Source organism: Aquimonas voraii, assembly GCF_900101825.1.
In the GTDB taxonomy this organism is placed as follows: Bacteria; Pseudomonadota; Gammaproteobacteria; order Xanthomonadales; family Xanthomonadaceae; genus Aquimonas; species Aquimonas voraii.
This window is the reverse complement of record NZ_FNAG01000001.1, coordinates 322,158-338,567: the sequence shown is the minus strand read 5'-3', so window position 1 is coordinate 338,567 and position 16,410 is coordinate 322,158. Positions and strand designations below refer to the sequence as shown.

Annotated in this window: 15 protein-coding genes; 8 read left to right on the top strand and 7 right to left on the bottom strand. The window is 67.2% G+C overall.

Translation table 11 applies throughout. The features are described from left to right. The first annotated feature begins 21 nt into the window (after window positions 1-21). On the top strand, window positions 22-1,128 hold the full coding sequence (locus tag BLP83_RS01415) for a hypothetical protein (RefSeq protein WP_091237942.1): 1,107 nt from the start codon (window positions 22-24) through the stop codon (window positions 1,126-1,128). 51 nt (window positions 1,129-1,179) lie between these two features. On the opposite strand, the gene BLP83_RS01410 is transcribed toward BLP83_RS01415, so the two are convergent. The 3 genes from BLP83_RS01410 to BLP83_RS01400 form a co-directional block, all read right to left on the bottom strand. Continuing rightward, window positions 1,180-1,683: a regulatory protein RecX gene (locus tag BLP83_RS01410; RefSeq protein WP_091237939.1), complete on the bottom strand. Its 504-nt coding sequence runs from the start codon at window positions 1,681-1,683 to the stop codon at window positions 1,180-1,182. Next, a complete protein-coding gene (gene recA / locus BLP83_RS01405; RefSeq protein ID WP_091237936.1) occupies window positions 1,676-2,704 on the bottom strand; it encodes a recombinase RecA in 1,029 nt (342 codons plus the stop codon). The genes BLP83_RS01410 and recA overlap by 8 nt, the downstream gene beginning before the upstream one ends. 132 nt (window positions 2,705-2,836) lie before the next feature. Further along, entirely contained in the window at window positions 2,837-3,340 is a 504-nt protein-coding gene (locus BLP83_RS01400; RefSeq protein WP_091239380.1) for a CinA family protein, read from the bottom strand. A 188-nt stretch (window positions 3,341-3,528) separates the two neighbouring features. Here BLP83_RS01400 and miaB point away from each other — a divergent pair, with 188 nt between their 5' ends. The 7 genes from miaB (at window position 3,529) to BLP83_RS01365 (ending at window position 10,656) form a co-directional block, all read left to right on the top strand. Then, entirely contained in the window at window positions 3,529-4,887 is a 1,359-nt protein-coding gene (gene miaB, locus BLP83_RS01395; protein ID WP_091237933.1) for a tRNA (N6-isopentenyl adenosine(37)-C2)-methylthiotransferase MiaB, read from the top strand. Next, the gene (locus BLP83_RS01390) at window positions 4,884-5,930 is read left to right on the top strand and encodes a PhoH family protein (RefSeq protein WP_091237931.1); all 1,047 of its coding nucleotides are present in this window, start codon (window positions 4,884-4,886) and stop codon (window positions 5,928-5,930) included. Before miaB ends, BLP83_RS01390 begins: the two co-directional genes overlap by 4 nt. Then, window positions 5,927-6,373 (top strand): rRNA maturation RNase YbeY, encoded by a 447-nt coding sequence (gene ybeY, locus BLP83_RS01385; RefSeq protein WP_091237929.1) that lies wholly within the window; start codon window positions 5,927-5,929, stop codon window positions 6,371-6,373. Before BLP83_RS01390 ends, ybeY begins: the two co-directional genes overlap by 4 nt. Before the next feature lie 75 nt (window positions 6,374-6,448). After that, window positions 6,449-7,510 (top strand): dTDP-glucose 4,6-dehydratase, encoded by a 1,062-nt coding sequence (gene rfbB / locus BLP83_RS01380; protein ID WP_091237928.1) that lies wholly within the window; start codon window positions 6,449-6,451, stop codon window positions 7,508-7,510. Window positions 7,511-7,640: 130 nt separating this feature from the next. Next, the gene (rfbA, locus tag BLP83_RS01375; RefSeq protein WP_091237926.1) at window positions 7,641-8,519 is read left to right on the top strand and encodes a glucose-1-phosphate thymidylyltransferase RfbA; all 879 of its coding nucleotides are present in this window, start codon (window positions 7,641-7,643) and stop codon (window positions 8,517-8,519) included. Further along, window positions 8,516-9,067, top strand: a complete 552-nt coding sequence (rfbC, locus tag BLP83_RS01370) for a dTDP-4-dehydrorhamnose 3,5-epimerase (RefSeq protein WP_091237924.1) — start codon at window positions 8,516-8,518, stop codon at window positions 9,065-9,067. Before rfbA ends, rfbC begins: the two co-directional genes overlap by 4 nt. A gap of 182 nt (window positions 9,068-9,249) precedes the next feature. Next, a complete protein-coding gene (locus BLP83_RS01365; RefSeq protein WP_091237923.1) occupies window positions 9,250-10,656 on the top strand; it encodes a mannose-1-phosphate guanylyltransferase/mannose-6-phosphate isomerase in 1,407 nt (468 codons plus the stop codon). Window positions 10,657-10,838: 182 nt separating this feature from the next. On the opposite strand, the gene BLP83_RS01360 is transcribed toward BLP83_RS01365, so the two are convergent. The 4 genes from BLP83_RS01360 to BLP83_RS01345 form a co-directional block, all read right to left on the bottom strand. After that, window positions 10,839-12,293 carry an NAD(P)(+) transhydrogenase (Re/Si-specific) subunit beta gene (locus BLP83_RS01360; protein ID WP_091237921.1) on the bottom strand — a complete coding sequence of 485 codons (1,455 nt, stop codon included), beginning with the start codon at window positions 12,291-12,293 and terminating at the stop codon, window positions 10,839-10,841. 3 nt (window positions 12,294-12,296) lie between these two features. After that, window positions 12,297-12,590, bottom strand: a complete 294-nt coding sequence (locus BLP83_RS01355) for an NAD(P) transhydrogenase subunit alpha part 2 (protein ID WP_091237920.1) — start codon at window positions 12,588-12,590, stop codon at window positions 12,297-12,299. Next, complete coding sequence (locus BLP83_RS01350; RefSeq protein ID WP_091239378.1) at window positions 12,587-13,723, bottom strand: Re/Si-specific NAD(P)(+) transhydrogenase subunit alpha; 1,137 nt, start codon at window positions 13,721-13,723, stop codon at window positions 12,587-12,589. The genes BLP83_RS01355 and BLP83_RS01350 overlap by 4 nt, the downstream gene beginning before the upstream one ends. Window positions 13,724-13,919: 196 nt before the next feature. Beyond that, complete coding sequence (locus tag BLP83_RS01345; RefSeq protein ID WP_091237918.1) at window positions 13,920-16,247, bottom strand: DUF1631 domain-containing protein; 2,328 nt, start codon at window positions 16,245-16,247, stop codon at window positions 13,920-13,922. Window positions 16,248-16,410: the final 163 nt, after the last annotated feature.

Here is a 16,410-nt window from a genome sequence, read left to right as displayed (position 1 = left end):
CTGAGCCATCCCCGTCCTTCCATGCCTCGCTTCTTCGTTCTTCTGCTGATTCTCACCCTGCCCGCTTCGGCGCTTGCTGCCGGCGCCCGCATCCAATTGCTGCAGGCTGCCGCGGCCCCGGGCCAGGGTTTCGACCTGCGTATCGAAGACAGCTGGCCGAATGCCTGCACCCCGCAGCTGGAGACGATCGAGGTCGCCGGGCTGGATGTCTGGGTCACTGCGAGAGACGCAAGCGAGGGGCAGTTCTGCGGGCAGGCGCTGACGCAGTACAGCCTCGACACCCGGCTGCTCGCGACCGCCCGCGAGGGGCTTCAGGAAGTTGGCCTGCAGCGCGTGCACTTCGTGGTGCGATCGAGCGCTGGGCTGCGCCTTCGGGGTTTCGAGCTGATCGCGATGGGCGGCGAAGTCGCCCTGGCACCGGAGCTGGAAAGCGGCTACTGGTGGGCGGACCCTGCGGCCCAGAGCCCTTGGGCCGGCCGCGGCATCGGCTTGAACCTTGAGCGCCAGAGCGGGACGCTGAGCGGCGTGCTCTACGGCTACGACGCCTCGGGGCAGCCGGAATGGAGCCTTGGCGCCGGCATGATCGGCCCACATTTCACCCGCTTGAGCCTCAGCCGGCTCTCCGACGGTTCTGGCCCAGCTCAACCGTTTCGCGAGCCGCGCTCCGTGCAGAGCATCGGCTCGATGCTGATCGAACCCGTCTCGCCCTCGAAGGCCCGGCTGTGGCTGGCCTACCAGGAGCCGCAGACCGGCGACCTCAGCCTGCGCCAGATCGAACTCGTGCGCTTCGGCTTCGACGCCTCTCTCGCCCGCGTCTGGGGCAGGGGCGAATGGCTGCTGCTGCCGCCCGCCGACGAGCAAGGCCGATCAAGTGCACGCCAACTCGTCTTCTCCGAGGTCGAGATCGATGCCAGCGGTTTCATACTGCTGGATCCCGAACAGGGCGCGGCGCTTGCCTGCCGAGTCGGCGGCGGCAAGGCCGAGCAGATTCCCGAACTGTGCGAACTCAGCATCGTGTCCGGCGAAGAGGCCATCGCCCACAGCTTCGATCGCATCGGACTGCGACGCATGCAGGGCACCGATGCCGAAGGCCGCCGCGTGCGGCTGATCCACCTCGACGCCAACTGAGCCTGCGGCTGCGCCGCACACCCCTTGACGGGGCAACCCGCGCCGTAGGGATCAGAAATCTCCCGCCTCGTGCGGCTGTTCGCCCAGCCGCCTCAGCACCTCCCAGACCACGGTCTGCGGAAACCCTCGCCGCAGCAGAAAATCGGCAAGCCGACGACGCACGCGCGGATCAGACGGGTCTTCCCCACGCAGCCGACGGGTCGCCAATTCGAGCGCGCGCTCGGCCCAGGCCTGCTCGCCTTCGGCGGCTTCGATCGCTCGCTCGGCCAGCCCCTCCGAGAGCCGATGCTGGGCGAGCTCGGCCTTGAGCCGCAGCGGCCCGCGCCCGCTGCTGGCGCGCGCGCGGGCGAGCGCTTCAGCGAAGCGCGCATCGTCCTGCAGGCCCTGTTCGCCGAGTCGGGCAAGCGCCGCCTCGACCTCATCGGCGGGAAAGCCCCGCTCCAGCAGCTTGCGTTTCAATTCAAGCGCCGAGTGCTCGCGCCGCGCCAGCAGGGCGACCGCGCGCGTCAGCGCCGACGCCGAGCGTCGGCGCTTGGACGGCTCGCCTTCAGTCATCCGCCGAGTCGTCGCCCGCCACCGCCACCGAGGGCACGAACAGTTCGCGTAGCTTGGCTTCGAGCTCGGCGGCGGCCGCCGGGTTGTCCTTCAGCCACTGGCGGGCGTTCTCCTTGCCCTGGCCGATGCGCTCGCCGTTGTAGCCGTACCAGGCGCCGGACTTCTCGACCAGTTTCGCGTCCACCCCCATATCGATCAGCTCGCCCTCCCGGCTGATGCCCTCGCCGTACAGGATCTCGGTGACGATCTGCTTGAAGGGCGGCGCCATCTTGTTTTTGACGACCTTGATCTTGGTCTGGTTGCCGATGATCTCGTCGCCCTTCTTGACCGCGCCGATGCGGCGGATGTCCAGACGCACCGAGGCGTAGAACTTGAGCGCGTTGCCGCCCGTCGTGGTTTCCGGGCTCTGGCCCGGCATCATAACGCCGATCTTCATGCGCAGCTGGTTGATGAAGATGACCAGGCAGTTGCTGCGCTTGATGTTGCCGGTGAGCTTGCGCAGCGCCTGGCTCATCAGGCGCGCCTGCAGGCCGGGCAGCTGGTCACCCATGTCGCCTTCGATTTCGGCCTTGGGCGTGAGCGCCGCGACCGAGTCGATCACCACCATGTCGACGGCGTTCGAACGCACCAGCATGTCGGCGATTTCCAGCGCCTGCTCGCCGGTGTCGGGCTGGCTGACCAGCAGATCATCGACATTGACGCCCAGCTTCTGCGCGTAGGTGGGGTCGAGCGCGTGTTCGGCGTCGACGAAGGCAGCGGTGCCGCCCTGCTTCTGGCACTGGGCGATGGCCTGCAGGGTCAGGGTGGTCTTGCCCGAAGACTCGGGACCGTAGATCTCGATCACACGCCCCTTGGGCAGACCGCCAATGCCGAGCGCGATATCGAGCATCAGCGAGCCGGTGCCGATCACTTCGGCCTTCTCGATGGCCTGGTCGCCCATGCGCATCACCGCGCCCTTGCCGAACTGCTTCTCGATCTGGGACAGGGCTGCGGAAAGGGCGCGCTTCTTGTTGTCGTCCATGGTGGATCCTTGCCGGCTGAATCGTTGAAAGTGCGGGGAAATTGCGGGAGCGCGTTCTCAGAAGTTGAGATCACCGCCGCAAGGCAGGCGCAAAGTATCCCACATATTCATGTGGTGACTTCGGCAAAAGGCTTACCCGGGCGTAGGAATCGCGAGGATTCCGCGCAGGGCAACCGCCACGGTCTGCCGACGGATGGCCTCGCGGTCGCCCTCGAAGTGATGCAGCTCAGCGCGCGGGTAGCCGCCGCGACGCTTCCAAGCCAACCAGACGGTGCCGACCGGCTTGTCATCGGTACCGCCGCTGGGCCCGGCGATCCCGGTCACCGCCACCGACACCGTGGCGCCCGCATGGGTCAATGCACCCGAGACCATTTCCAACACGGTCTCGCGGCTGACCGCGCCATGCTCCAACAGGGTGTCGGGGCGTACGCCCAGCAAGCCCTGCTTGGCTTCGTAGCTGTAGGCGGCGATGCCGCACTCGAACCAGGCCGAGCAGCCGGGCACATCGGTGATCGTCTTGGCGATCCAGCCGCCGGTGCAGCTCTCGGCAGTCACCAGCGACAGGCGCTCGGCCTGCAGGCGCGCGCCGACCTCAACGGCCAGCTGCAGCAGTTCGACATCGGAGGGAATGTGCATGGTGGGCGCGGCGGACTCCAGACGGTCCGCCAGCATGGCCAGCGGGCCGGGCCGGCACAAGGCCCGATCGCGTGACGGCCCGCAGGCGAGTAGCCGCAAGTGTCTGTCGGGCCTACAATTGCGGGCTTCGCCGGCGCCCCCCAGAGCAAGCAGCGCGCCGCTCCACTCATTCGCAAGGTGCCCCGCCCATGGCCGGCAAACTCTTCGTCAAGACCCACGGCTGCCAGATGAACGAGTACGACTCGGACAAAATGGCCGCCGTGCTGGCCGAATCGCACGGACTCGAACTCACCGAGAACGAGGACGAAGCCGACGTCATCCTGGTCAACACCTGCTCGATCCGCGAGAAGGCGCAGGAGAAGGTGTTCAGCCAGCTCGGCCGCTGGAAGCAGCTCAAGAAGAAGAACGACAAGGTCATCATCGGCGTCGGCGGCTGCGTGGCCAGCCAGGAGGGCGAAGCCATCCTGAAGCGTGCGCCCTACGTCGACCTGGTGTTCGGCCCGCAGACCCTGCATCGCCTGCCCGAGATGATCGAGGCCAAGCGCGAAACCGGCCGTCCGCAGGTCGACATCAGCTTCCCGGAGATCGAGAAGTTCGACCGCCTCCCCGAGCCGCGCGCCGAAGGACCGACGGCCTTTGTTTCGATCATGGAGGGCTGCAGCAAGTACTGCACCTTCTGCGTGGTGCCCTACACCCGCGGCGAAGAAGTCAGCCGGCCCTTCGAGGACGTGCTGGTCGAGGTCGCCCAACTGGCCGAGCAGGGCGTCAAGGAAGTGAACCTGCTGGGCCAGAACGTCAACGCCTACCGTGGCGCGCTGGACCGCAACGATGCCGAGGCCGGCACCGCCGATCTCGCCGACCTGATCCGTGCAATCGCCGAGATCCCGGGCATCGGCCGCATCCGCTACACCACCTCGCACCCGGTCGAGTTCAGCGACAGCCTGATCGAAGCCCATCGCGACGTGCCGCAGCTGGCCTCCTTCGTTCACCTGCCGGTGCAGGCCGGCTCGGATCGCATTCTGGCGGCGATGAAGCGCGGCCATACCGCGCTGGAATACAAAGCCAAGATCCGACGCCTGAAGGAGGCCAAGCCGGGCATCTCGATCAGCTCGGACTTCATCGTCGGCTTCCCCGGCGAGAGCGAGCGCGACTTCGAGGCCACCATGAAGCTGATCGAGGATATCGGCTTCGACCAGAGCTTCTCTTTCATCTACTCCTCGCGCCCGGGCACGCCCGCCGCCAACCTGCCGGACGAAACACCCGCGGCGGAAAAGAGCGCGCGGCTTGCGAGGCTGCAGGCGGCGATCGATGCCAACGCGAAGAAGATCTCGCAGGCCATGGTCGGCAGCGTGCAGCGGGTGCTGGTCGAAGGCCCCAGCAAGAAGGACCCGAACGAGCTCACCGGCCGCACCGAGAACATGCGCTTCGTGAATTTCGCCGCCCCTGCCCGCCTGATTGGCCAGTTCGTCGACGTGCTGATCACCGAGGCGCTCTCGAATTCGCTGCGCGGCCGCGTGCAGCTGCGCGACGACGCGGAGGCGGCGTGAGCGGCAACGCGCTCGTCCAGCGCGACTTCGTGCTCGAACCCGACAGCTTGGAACGCCTGGCCAACCTCTGCGGCCCGCTCGACGAGCACCTGCGCCTGATCGAGTTGCGCCTCGGCGTGGAGATCGCCAACCGCGGCAATGTGTTCAGGGTGATCGCCGAGGAGCCCTTGGCCGACAAGGCCGAAGCCCTGCTGCACGAGCTCTACGACGACACCGGACACGAGATCCTGAACGCCGCGAAGGTGCATCTGCGCCTGCAGGAGGCGGGCGTGGATGCCCTGGTCGAGCGCACCGCCGCCGATGCCGCGCAGGGCGCGCAGGAGGTGGCCATCAAGGTCAAGCGCGGGGTGGTCAAGGGCCGTGGCCCCAACCAGGCGCGCTACCTGCACGCGATCGCCACCCACGACATCAACTTCGGCATCGGCCCGGCCGGCACCGGCAAGACCTTCCTCGCCGTGGCGATGGCGGTGGAAGCGCTCAACGAGAACCGCGTGCAGCGCCTGGTGCTGGTGCGGCCGGCGGTCGAAGCCGGCGAGAAGCTCGGCTTCCTGCCCGGCGACCTGAGCCAGAAGGTCGACCCCTATCTGCGGCCGCTGTACGACGCGCTCTACGAGATGCTCGGCACCGAGCGCGTGGCCAAGCTGCTGGAGCGCAACGTCATCGAGATCGCGCCGCTGGCCTACATGCGCGGGCGCACGCTCAACGACGCCTTCGTGATTCTCGACGAGGCGCAGAACACCACGGTCGAGCAGATGAAGATGTTCCTGACCCGCATCGGCTTCGGCGCCACCGCGGTGATCACGGGCGACTTGAGCCAGATCGACCTGCAGCGCGGCCAGAAGTCCGGCCTGCGCGATGCGCTGGAGGTGCTGAAGGACGTGCCGGGCATTTCCTTCACCTTCTTCACCGCCGGCGACGTGGTGCGGCATCCGCTGGTGGCGCGCATCGTCCGCGCCTACGACCGCCGCGACGAGGTGCGCGAGCTGGCCAAGCGCGAGGCGCAGGCCGCCACCGAAGGCACGACGCCGAAGGCTCAGGCATGAGCCGGATCGACATCAGCTACGGCCTGCCGCGCGCCGGCCTGCCTGCAGCCGGCACGCTGCGCGCCTATGCCGAAGCCGCCCTGGCCGGCCGGCGCGAGGACGGCGAGCTGTCGGTGCGCATTGTCGATGCCGACGAAGGGCGCGCGCTCAACCGCGATTACCGCGACAAGGACTACGCCACCAATGTGCTGAGCTTCCCGGCCGAGCTGCCGCCGGGCGTGCCGCTGCCGATCCTCGGCGACCTGGTGCTGTGCGCGCCGGTCATCGCCCGCGAGGCCGAGGAGCAGGGCAAGCCGCTCAAACACCACTACGCGCACATGCTGGTGCACGGGGTACTTCACCTGCTGGGCCACGACCATATGGAAGAGACCGAAGCCGAGGCCATGGAAGCCATCGAGCGCGAGGTGCTGGCGGGGCTGGGCATCCCGGACCCCTACGCCTGAGCGCCATCCGCACTGACTAAACTTCCGGACCGTTCCGCGGTCTTGGCCCGCTCTTCCCATGGACCTGTCTTTCGCATGAGCACACTTCTGGTCACCGGCGGCGCCGGCTTCATCGGCGGCAACTTCGTCCTGCAGCAGGTGGCCGCGGGCCATCGCGTGGTCAACCTCGATGCCCTGACCTATGCGGGCAATCGCGACACCCTGAGCAGCCTCGACGGCAACCCAAATCACATTTTCGTCCAGGGCGATATCGGCGACCGCGAGCTGGTGCGGCGCCTGCTGGCCGAGCACCGGCCGGATGCGATCGTGAACTTCGCTGCCGAAAGCCACGTCGATCGCAGCATCGACGGCCCCGGCGCCTTCGTGCAGACGAACATCGTCGGCACCTTCCAGCTGCTCGAAGCCGCGCGCGGCTGGTATGCCGAGCTCGATGAGGGCGCACGCGGCGGCTTCCGCTTTCTGCACGTCTCGACCGACGAGGTCTATGGCTCGCTGGGCGAGACCGGCAAGTTCACCGAGACCACGGCCTACCAGCCCAACTCGCCCTATTCGGCCTCGAAGGCGGCCTCGGACCACCTGGTGCGCGCCTACCACCACACCTACGGGCTGCCGGTGCTGACCACCAACTGCAGCAACAACTACGGGCCCTACCAGTTCCCGGAGAAGCTCATCCCGCTGATCATCCAACGCGCCGTGGCGGGAGAGCCCCTGCCCGTCTACGGCGATGGCAAGAATGTGCGTGACTGGCTGTTCGTGGGCGACCACTGCCGCGCGATCGCACGTGTGCTCGAAGCCGGCCGCGTGGGTGAGGTCTACAACGTCGGCGGCGATGCCGAACGCCAGAACATCGACGTGGTGCGCACCATCTGCCGGCTGCTGGACGCGCGCCGACCGCGCGCTGACGGTGCGCCGCGCGAATCGCAGATCACCTACGTCAAGGATCGGCCCGGTCACGACCGCCGCTATGCCATCGACGCCAGCAAGCTGAAATCCGAACTCGGCTGGACGCCCTCGCGCAGCTTCGAGCAGGGCATCGAGGAAACCGTCGACTGGTACCTGCAGCATCAGGACTGGGTGCAGCGCGTGCTGGACGGCAGCTATCGACTCGAAAGAATCGGGCGAGGTGACGCGTGCTAGCGGACACCCGGTGGGTGTCCGCTGCGGCGCCGAGCGCCCAGCCAAGGATGGCTGGGCAGGGCTGTGCTATTGCGACAGGCTTGCGCCATGAATGGCAACCGCTGACGACTGAGAACTTCGGAACGCGCTCATGAAAGGCATCATCCTCGCCGGCGGCTCCGGCACCCGGCTGTATCCGATCACCCAGGCCATCAGCAAGCAGCTTCTGCCGGTCTACGACAAGCCGATGATCTACTACCCGCTCAGCACCCTGATGCTGGCGGGCATCCGCGAAGTGCTGGTGATCAACACCCCGCATGAGCAGGCCCTGTTCAAGCAGCTGCTCGGCGACGGCAGCCAGTGGGGCATGCGCATCGACTACGCGGTGCAGCCCAGCCCCGACGGCCTCGCCCAGGCCTATCTGATTGGCCGCGAATTCGTGGCAGGCCAGCCCAGCTGTCTGGTGCTGGGCGACAACATCTTCTACGGCCATGGCTTCTCCGAGCAGCTGCGCCGCGCCTCGACCTTGCAGAATGGCGCCGTGGTATTCGGCTACTGGGTGCGCGATCCCGAGCGCTACGGCGTGGCCGAGTTCGATGCGAATGGCACCGTCATGGGTCTGGAGGAAAAGCCGAAGACGCCGAAGTCGAACTACGCGGTCACCGGGCTCTACTTCTACGACGGACGGGCGCCCGACTTCGCCGCCGAACTCAAGCCTTCCGCGCGCGGCGAGCTGGAAATCACCGACCTCAATCGACGCTACCTTGAAGATGGCAGCCTCAGGCTTGAGAAGCTCGGCCGCGGCTATGCCTGGCTCGACACCGGCACCCATGAATCCCTGCTGCAGGCCGGCACCTTCGTCGAGACCATCGAAGCGCGGCAGGGGCTCAAGATCTGCTGCCCGGAAGAAATCGCCTATATGAACGGCTGGATCGATGCCGCCCAAGTCGAGGCACTGGCGCAGCCGCTGCTGAAGAACGGCTACGGCCAGTACCTGATGAGCCTGCTCAAGCTGGGGCTGGCCAAGTGAAGGTGATCGAAACCGACCTGCCCGGCTGCCTGGTGATCGAGCCGCGCGTATTCGGCGACGCCCGCGGCTTCTTCTTCGAGCAGTGGAACCGTGAGCGCTATGCACAGCACGGCATCGTCATGGACGCGGTGCAGGCCAATATCTCGCGCTCGGCGCGCGGCGTGCTGCGCGGCCTGCACTACCAACTGCCGAACCCGCAGGGCAAGCTGGTCTCGGTGCTGGAGGGCGAGGTCTACGACGTCGCTGTCGACATCCGCCGCGGCTCGCCGACCTTCGGCAAGTGGGCGGCCGTGGTGCTCAGCGCCGCCAACCAGCGCCAGTTCTGGATTCCGCCGGGCTTTGCCCACGGCTTTGCGGTGACCTCGGAGCACGCTCTGTTCCATTACTTCTGCAGCACGCCCTACGACGCCGCCGCGGACAAGGGCATTCGCTGGGATGATCCGGCGCTCGCCATCGACTGGCCGGTGGCGGCCCCCGAGCTGTCGGCCAAGGACGGCGCTGCGCCGCTGCTGGCCGAGGTGCCCACGGATCGTTTGCCGGTCTACTGAGTCGCGCCCACGTCGCTTCGCAGGCCCGGCTTGCAGCATCCGCGACCGGCGACTTCAGCCAACCGCACGCAGTTCCACGCGCAAGCGCGCCGCCACCTCGGGCGATTGACTGCACAGTAAGCGCTTCGCAGAAGTGGCCTGCGCTACCCTTCCCGCCCATCCGAACGATCACGCTCAAGGCCATGCAGGACATCCTTCCCGTCATCCTCTCCGGCGGCTCCGGCACTCGGCTGTGGCCACTGTCGCGCGAGTCCTACCCCAAGCAATTCCTGCCGCTCACCGGCGAGGACAGCCTGCTGCAGGCGACCTGGAAGCGCGTAGCCGCGCTGACCACGTGCCGGCCCATCGTGGTCGGCAACGTCGACCACCGCTTCATGATCGCCGAGCAGCTGCGCGAGGCCGGCGTCACGCCGGCGTCGATCCTGCTCGAACCGGTGGGCCGCAACACGGCGCCCGCCATCGCCGTGGCGGCGCTGGAGGCAACGTTCATCGGTGAGGACGCGCTGCTGCTGGTGCTGCCCTCGGACCATCTGATCCAGCAGGTCGAGGCCTTCCACGCGGCGGTGCGTGCCGCCACGGCGGCGGCCGAGGCCGGCCAGCTGGTGACCTTCGGCGTCGTGCCGACCTCGCCCGAGACCGGCTACGGCTATATCAAAGCGACCGAGGGCAGCGGCGCGCGCGCGGTGGAACGCTTTGTCGAGAAGCCGGATCTGGCCACGGCGCAAGGCTACGTCGCCTCCGGGCAGTACTTCTGGAACAGCGGCATGTTCTTGATCCGCGCCAGTCGCTACCTGGAAGAACTCGAACGTCTCGCGCCGGACATGCTGGCCGCCTGCCGAGATGCGCTGACAAAGGCGCGCCGGGATGAGGACTTTGTGCGCTTGGATGCCGAGGCCTTCGCGGGCTGTCCTGCGGATTCCATCGATTACGCGGTGATGGAGCACACGCCGCACGCCGCCGTGGTGCCGCTCGACGCGGGCTGGAGCGATGTCGGTTCCTGGGGCGCCCTGTGGGAGGTCAGCCCCAAGGACGCCCAGGGCAATGCGCATCGCGGCGACGTCATCGCCATCGACTGCCGCAACACCTACGCCCACGGCCAGCGCCTGATCACCCTGATCGGGCTGGAGGACGTCGTGGTGGTGGAAACCGACGACGCTCTGCTGGTCGGCCGGCGCGACCAGCTGCAGAAGGTCAAGGATCTGGTCGGCACACTGAAGTCCGACGGGCGCAGCCACGCGGTCTGGCACCGCAAGGTCTACCGCCCCTGGGGCGCCTACGACAGCATCGACTCGGGCGAGCGGTTTCAGGTCAAGCGCATCACCGTCAAACCCGGCGGCAGCCTCAGCCTGCAGATGCACCACCACCGCGCCGAGCACTGGATCGTGGTCAGCGGCACGGCGCGCGTGACCCGCGGCGAGGAAGTGCTCCTGCTCACCGAGAACCAGAGCACCTACATTCCGCTCGGCGTGGTCCATCGCCTGGAGAACCCCGGCAAGCTGCCGCTCGAGATGATCGAAGTGCAGTCAGGCAGCTATCTGGGCGAGGACGACATCGTCCGCTTCGAGGATGTCTACGGCCGCATGGCGTGAGTCGAGCGCGGTGACGCCAACAAGCGTCGTCCCCACTGGCGAGCGCCATAAAGAAACGCCCCGGCAGAGTCCGGGGCGTTTCCTTTCACGGCAGTTCTCGAGTCTTCAGTTTCCGCGGCAGCCGCAGCCAGAGCGCCGACTCGTCTACGAATCCCGAATCCCCAATCCCGAATCCCGGCGTCTCAGTGCCCCCCGTCCAGCGCCTTCAGCTCGGCCACCAGCTGATTCACCATGCTGGCGCCGTCGCCGAACAGCATGCGGGTGTTGTCGGCGTAGAACAGGGCGTTCTCGATGCCGGCGAAGCCGGTGCCCTTGCCGCGCTTGATGACGATGGTGTTTTTCGAATTCACCACGTCAAGGATGGGCATGCCGTAGATCGGGCTGGCCGGGTCGGTCTTGGCCACCGGGTTGACCACGTCGTTGGCGCCGATCACCAGCGAGACGTCGGTGATCGCGAACTCCGGGTTGATGTCGTCCATGTCGGCAATCAGGTCATAGGGCACGCCGGCCTCGGCGAGCAGCACGTTCATGTGGCCCGGCATGCGGCCTGCGACCGGATGGATCGCGAACTTGACCTTGACGTCGCGCTTCATCAGCTGCTGGGTCAGCTCCCACACCTTGTGCTGCGCCTGGGCCACGGCGAGGCCATAGCCCGGCACGATGACCACGCGCTCGGCATAGGCCATCATCGCGGCGACGTCGGACGCCTCAATGGGCTTCTGGCTGCCGGTGATTTCCTGGGCCTCGCCCGAGCTGCCGCCAAAGTTCGAGAACAGCACGTTGCTGATCGGCCGGTTCATGGCCTTGGCCATCAGCTGGGTCAGCAGCATGCCGGCCGCGCCCACCACAGTACCGGCGATGATCAACGACTCGCTCTGCAGCACATAGCCCTTGAAGGCCACGGCAAGGCCGGTGAAGGCGTTGTACAGCGAGATCACCACCGGCATGTCGGCGCCGCCGATCGGCAGGGTCATGAGCACACCGAAGACGAGCGTCAGCACGAAGAAGGCGATGATCACCCGCACGTCGAGCTCGAACACCAGCCACGCGCCCAGGACGAGGCAGGCTACGAACACCAGCAGGTTGACCAGCTGCTGGCCGCTGAAGCTGAAGCGCTTGTCGAGGCGGCCGTCCAGCTTGGCCCAGGCGATGACCGAGCCCGAGAACGAGACCGCGCCGATCAGCGAGCCGAGCACGGCGAGCACGAGTTTGGTCGTGTCCATGCAGGCATGCGCCGCCATGTCGGCCGGGGTGCAGGCGCCCGGGTGCGCGGCCGAGTTGATCAGCGCATAGGCGCCGATCGCTGCCGCCGAGCCGCCACCCATGCCGTTGAAGATGGCGACCATCTGCGGCATGTCGGTGATGGGCACACGCTTGCCCCACACCCAGAACACGAAGGACAGCACGATCGCCACGACCATCAGACCGAGGTTGAGCGGATCGATGCCATGCGTGCCCCAGGTGCTGGGCGCGAAGAAAGTGACCACCGTGGCGATCACCATGCCGACACCAGCCCACTTGGTGCCGCGCTTGGCAGTCACCGGCGAGCCCATCTGCATCAGGCCGATGATGAAGAGCAGAGCGGCTGCGAAGTAGCTGGACTTGGCCAGCAGGTCGAGCAATTCGGGAAGGCTCATCGATCAGCCCTCCTTCTTCTTGCTGGACTTGAACATCTCCAGCATGCGCTCGGTGACCACGTAGCCGCCGACCGCATTGCCTGCACCCAGCAGCACGGCCAGAAAGCCGATGGTGCGTTCAAGCGTGGTATCGGCATGGGCCATCGAAATCATCGCGCCCACCACCACGATGCCGTGCACGAAGTTGGAGCCGGACATCAGCGGCGTGTGCAGGATCACCGGCACCCGCGAGATGATGACGTGGCCGCAGATCGCGGCCAGCATGAAGATATACAGCGCCACAAAGCCGTCCATCAGGCCGCTACTCCCTCGATCCGCTGCTTGCTGGGGCCGTGCTTGATCTCGCCGGCATGGGTGAGGCAGGTCTGCGCAACCAGCTCGTCGTTCCAGTCGGCGCTGATCGCGCCCTCTTTGATCGACAGCACCAGGAAGTTGTACAGGTTGCGCGCGTACATCTCGCTGGCGTGGATGCAGCCCATCGAGGCCAGATGGGTCGGCCCGACCACGTCGACGCCGTTGGCGGTACGCACCGTCTCACCGGCCTTCGTCAGCTCACAGTTGCCGCCGGTCTCGGCTGCGAGATCAACGATCACGCTACCGGCCTTCATGCCCTCGACCATGCTGGCGGTGATGATCTTCGGCGCCGGCCGGCCCGGCACCGCAGCGGTGGTCACGATGACATCCACGCCCTTCAGGTGCTCCGCCAGCTTGCGCTGCTGCTCGGCGCGCTCTTCCGGTGTCAGTTCACGCGCGTAACCACCGGAGCCTGCCGCGCTGACGCCAAGGTCAAGAAACTTCGCACCCAGCGACTCGATCTGCTCGCGCGTCTCGGGGCGCACATCGAAGCCTTCGACCTGGGCACCGAGCCGACGGGCAGTGGCAATCGCCTGCAGGCCGGCCACGCCGGCGCCGACGATCAGCACCTTGCTGGGCCGGATGGTACCGGCGGCCGTGGTCAGCATCGGGAAGAACTTGCCGCTGGTCTGGGCCGCGATCAGCACCGCCTTGTAGCCAGCCATGCCGGCCTGCGAGCTGAGCACGTCCATGGCCTGGGCGCGGGTCGTGCGCGGCAGCAGCTCCATCGCAAAGCTAGTAAGCCTGCGGTCGCGCAGGCTGCGCACGCGCTCATCGCCAGTGTGCGGCTGCAGGTAGCCGATCACGATGGCGCCTTCTTTCAGCGCGGCGATCTCGTCGGCCTCGGGCGGCTGCACTTTCAGCAGCACGTCGGCGCGTGCCAATGCCGCAGCAGCGCTGTCGACGAACTCGACGTCCGTATAGGCGCTGTCAGGAAACGCAGCGGAGCTGCCGGCGCCTTTCTCCATGACGACGGCAACGCCGGCGGCGCGCAGTTTCTTTGCGATCTCCGGCGTCAGCGCGACCCGGCGTTCGCCAGGCACCCGCTCGACCACGGCACAGACGGTTGCCGCCATGCGCATCACTCCCCTCGTGTGAACCCCGGGTGGATGCTAGCCGAAAGTCGTAGCCGCAGGCAGGACGATGAGGCGCGAATCCCGCGGCGCATATGCGGATGCGTCGCGAGCCCGAACGGGAACAGAGGAATCAGTCGAGCAAGGACCGAGCGCGGCAACCACGCACGGAGGACTTCGCAGCGCTGGGACGGGCGGTTCAGTTGGGGCTCGCGCCCTCGCCCGCCTTGCCGCTGGCGCGCAGGCGGCCCAGCACCTGGTTCATCGCGTGCTCGAACGCGGCATCGTTCTGGCGAATGACCAGGCGTTTGGAGCCAATCATCGCCGCAAGCTCCTCGGCCGAGGCCACGCAATAGCGCAAGCCGCGACGATTGACGAAGAGCAGCCGGTTGGAGATCGGGCTCTGCCAGCTCAGCTTGGCGGGCTGGGCATTGCCGTCTTCATCGATGAACTGCACCCAGGTGCCTACCGGCAGCTTGCGGATGCGCTCGACGTCGTCTGCGTCGAACTCGAGCCCAGCCAGCGGATCGGGCTCGGGCTCGACCTCCTCGCCCTGCACGGAAGCCGCCAGCGTCGGCGAGTCCGCCGGCGGGGCATTGCGCTCCACCGCACCGGCCAGCTGCTGCTGGATCTCGGGCGAGGCGGCGCGTGGGCTCAGGGCTGCGAACAGCGACTGCAGGACCTCGTCCGCCGCGGCGCCCACGCAACCGGCACTCTGCAGCACGGGCTCCAACTGCGGACGCAAGGCGGCGAAGGCCGCATCGGAGAACTGCCGGCGCTCGCGCGACTCCGACCAGGCGCCCAGCAGGGCATCGCCCGCCGCCAGCGCGGTCTGGTACTTCGGGGCGTCATGGCCTTCGCGCAGCCCCATCAGGGTGATGTGGTGGACCCAGTAGCGGCGCAAGAAGGAATCAATCGCGGGCGCCAGCTCAGGGTGCAGTTCGATGCGCCGATTGAGCTCGGCGGTGGCGGCAGCGCGGGCGAACTCCAAGCGCTCCTTGCCGCGCTGTGCCTCGGCGGCACGGCGCTCCGCCAGCGCGATGCGCCGACGATGCTGCTCGATGAACTCCCGGAACTCCTGCTCCAGGGTTTCGAAGATCGCGACGTCTTCGTTGAACTCCACGCTCAGCCGATCGACCGTGCGGCGCACGCGATCGAGCAGCTCGCGATCCTGCGGGGCCTCGCCGGTGTTGCCCTCGCAGGCTTCGGCCAGCGAGTTCAGCAGCTTGCGCGCCGGATGGGTCTTCTGCAGGAACATCCGCCGATCCAGCAGGGCGACCTTGACGAAGGGCACGATCAGGCGACTGATGGTCTTGCGGGTGTCGGTGTGGAAGTCACGCTCCTCCAGCAGCACCTCGAAGAGCATGCCGACCAGGTCGATCGCATCCTCATCCGCCGCGCTCATGCGCGAGGTCTTGGGGTCCAGTCCGAGTCGCTCGGCGCCGGTCAGCAGTTCCTGCTTCAAGCGCTGGGCGAGGCTCTGCTCGGGGTCATCCAAGGCTTCGCTGACGCCCTCGGGCAGCTCGCCCTGGTACAGCGAAAGCACCGACAGCATTTCGTTCGGCGACAGCGGACGCAGGGGCGTGGAGCCACCCGCGCCGGGTTCGCCGCCCTGCGGCACGGAGAACGCGCCGCGGGCGCCACGCGCACCGCGGTAGGTCTCCAGCAGTTCGTGCAACGTGGAGAACAGGGCCTGTTCCGCGGCCGGGCTGACCTGAGGCTGCTCGGCGTACTCGCGCGCCGGCGGAGCGTAGGCCGCGTCCTGCTCACCCTCGCGCAGCGAATCCACCGGCCGCGGCGGCTGGCCTGGCCGACGGGCGACGCTGTGGCGGATCTCGGGCAGCACGCCCGACTCGACCAGGGCCTTGTTGAGATCCACGTAGAAGGCGGGCAGCAGGCGCTGGAACTCACGCTCGTACAGCTTGAACAGCAGCACTTTCACCCGCACCGACAGGTCGAGGCCGGTCAGCGCGGCGCGGAAGGCCTGGGCGATATGCGCCGGCCCGACCGGGCTGTTCTCGTCATCGATTTCGATACCGCCGATCAAGACGCCAAGCCGGCGGTTCAATTGGTGAAGGGCTGGGCCCAGGCCGCGCGAGATCGCCACCGCGACCATCCGTGCGCTCAGCTGCTCTTCGAGTTCTTCCTCGGACACGAGGCTGAGTTCGCCAGTCTGCGCGTTGCGTCCGCCCTGCTCCAGGTCGATCTTCAGGGGGCTGCGCCGCTCGTAGGCGGCAAAAGCGCCGAGGATGTGCTCCAGGAAGCGCTGCTCGACCATCGGCCGCTGCTTGCGCAGCTCGCGCATGGCGTCGAAGTATTCCTGGTGGTTGAGCGAGCCGTCGGCACGCTGGACGAAGTCGAACAGGGTGTTGTCGGCCTTGTCGAGGGTCTCACCCAGGAAGGCGGGAAGCCGCTTGGCTGCGCGCGCGCGCAGCCCCGAGACCAGCGACGAGATGTCGAAACCGGGCTTCATCGCGAGTCGGCCGTTGATGTCCAATACGTTGTCGGGGGTAGACTTGCTGACCATGGCGTGTGTCCTCCGGCGCGGGATTCGCCCCCTACTGGGCCACGAGTCTACGGGTCACAATTGTGGCGAAACGTGAGAAGCCTCGCGCTTCAACCGTGCACACGCGCGCAAGGCCCAATCACAAGGTCGCAAGTGTGACAGAGGCGGCGCGCCTGCGACGACT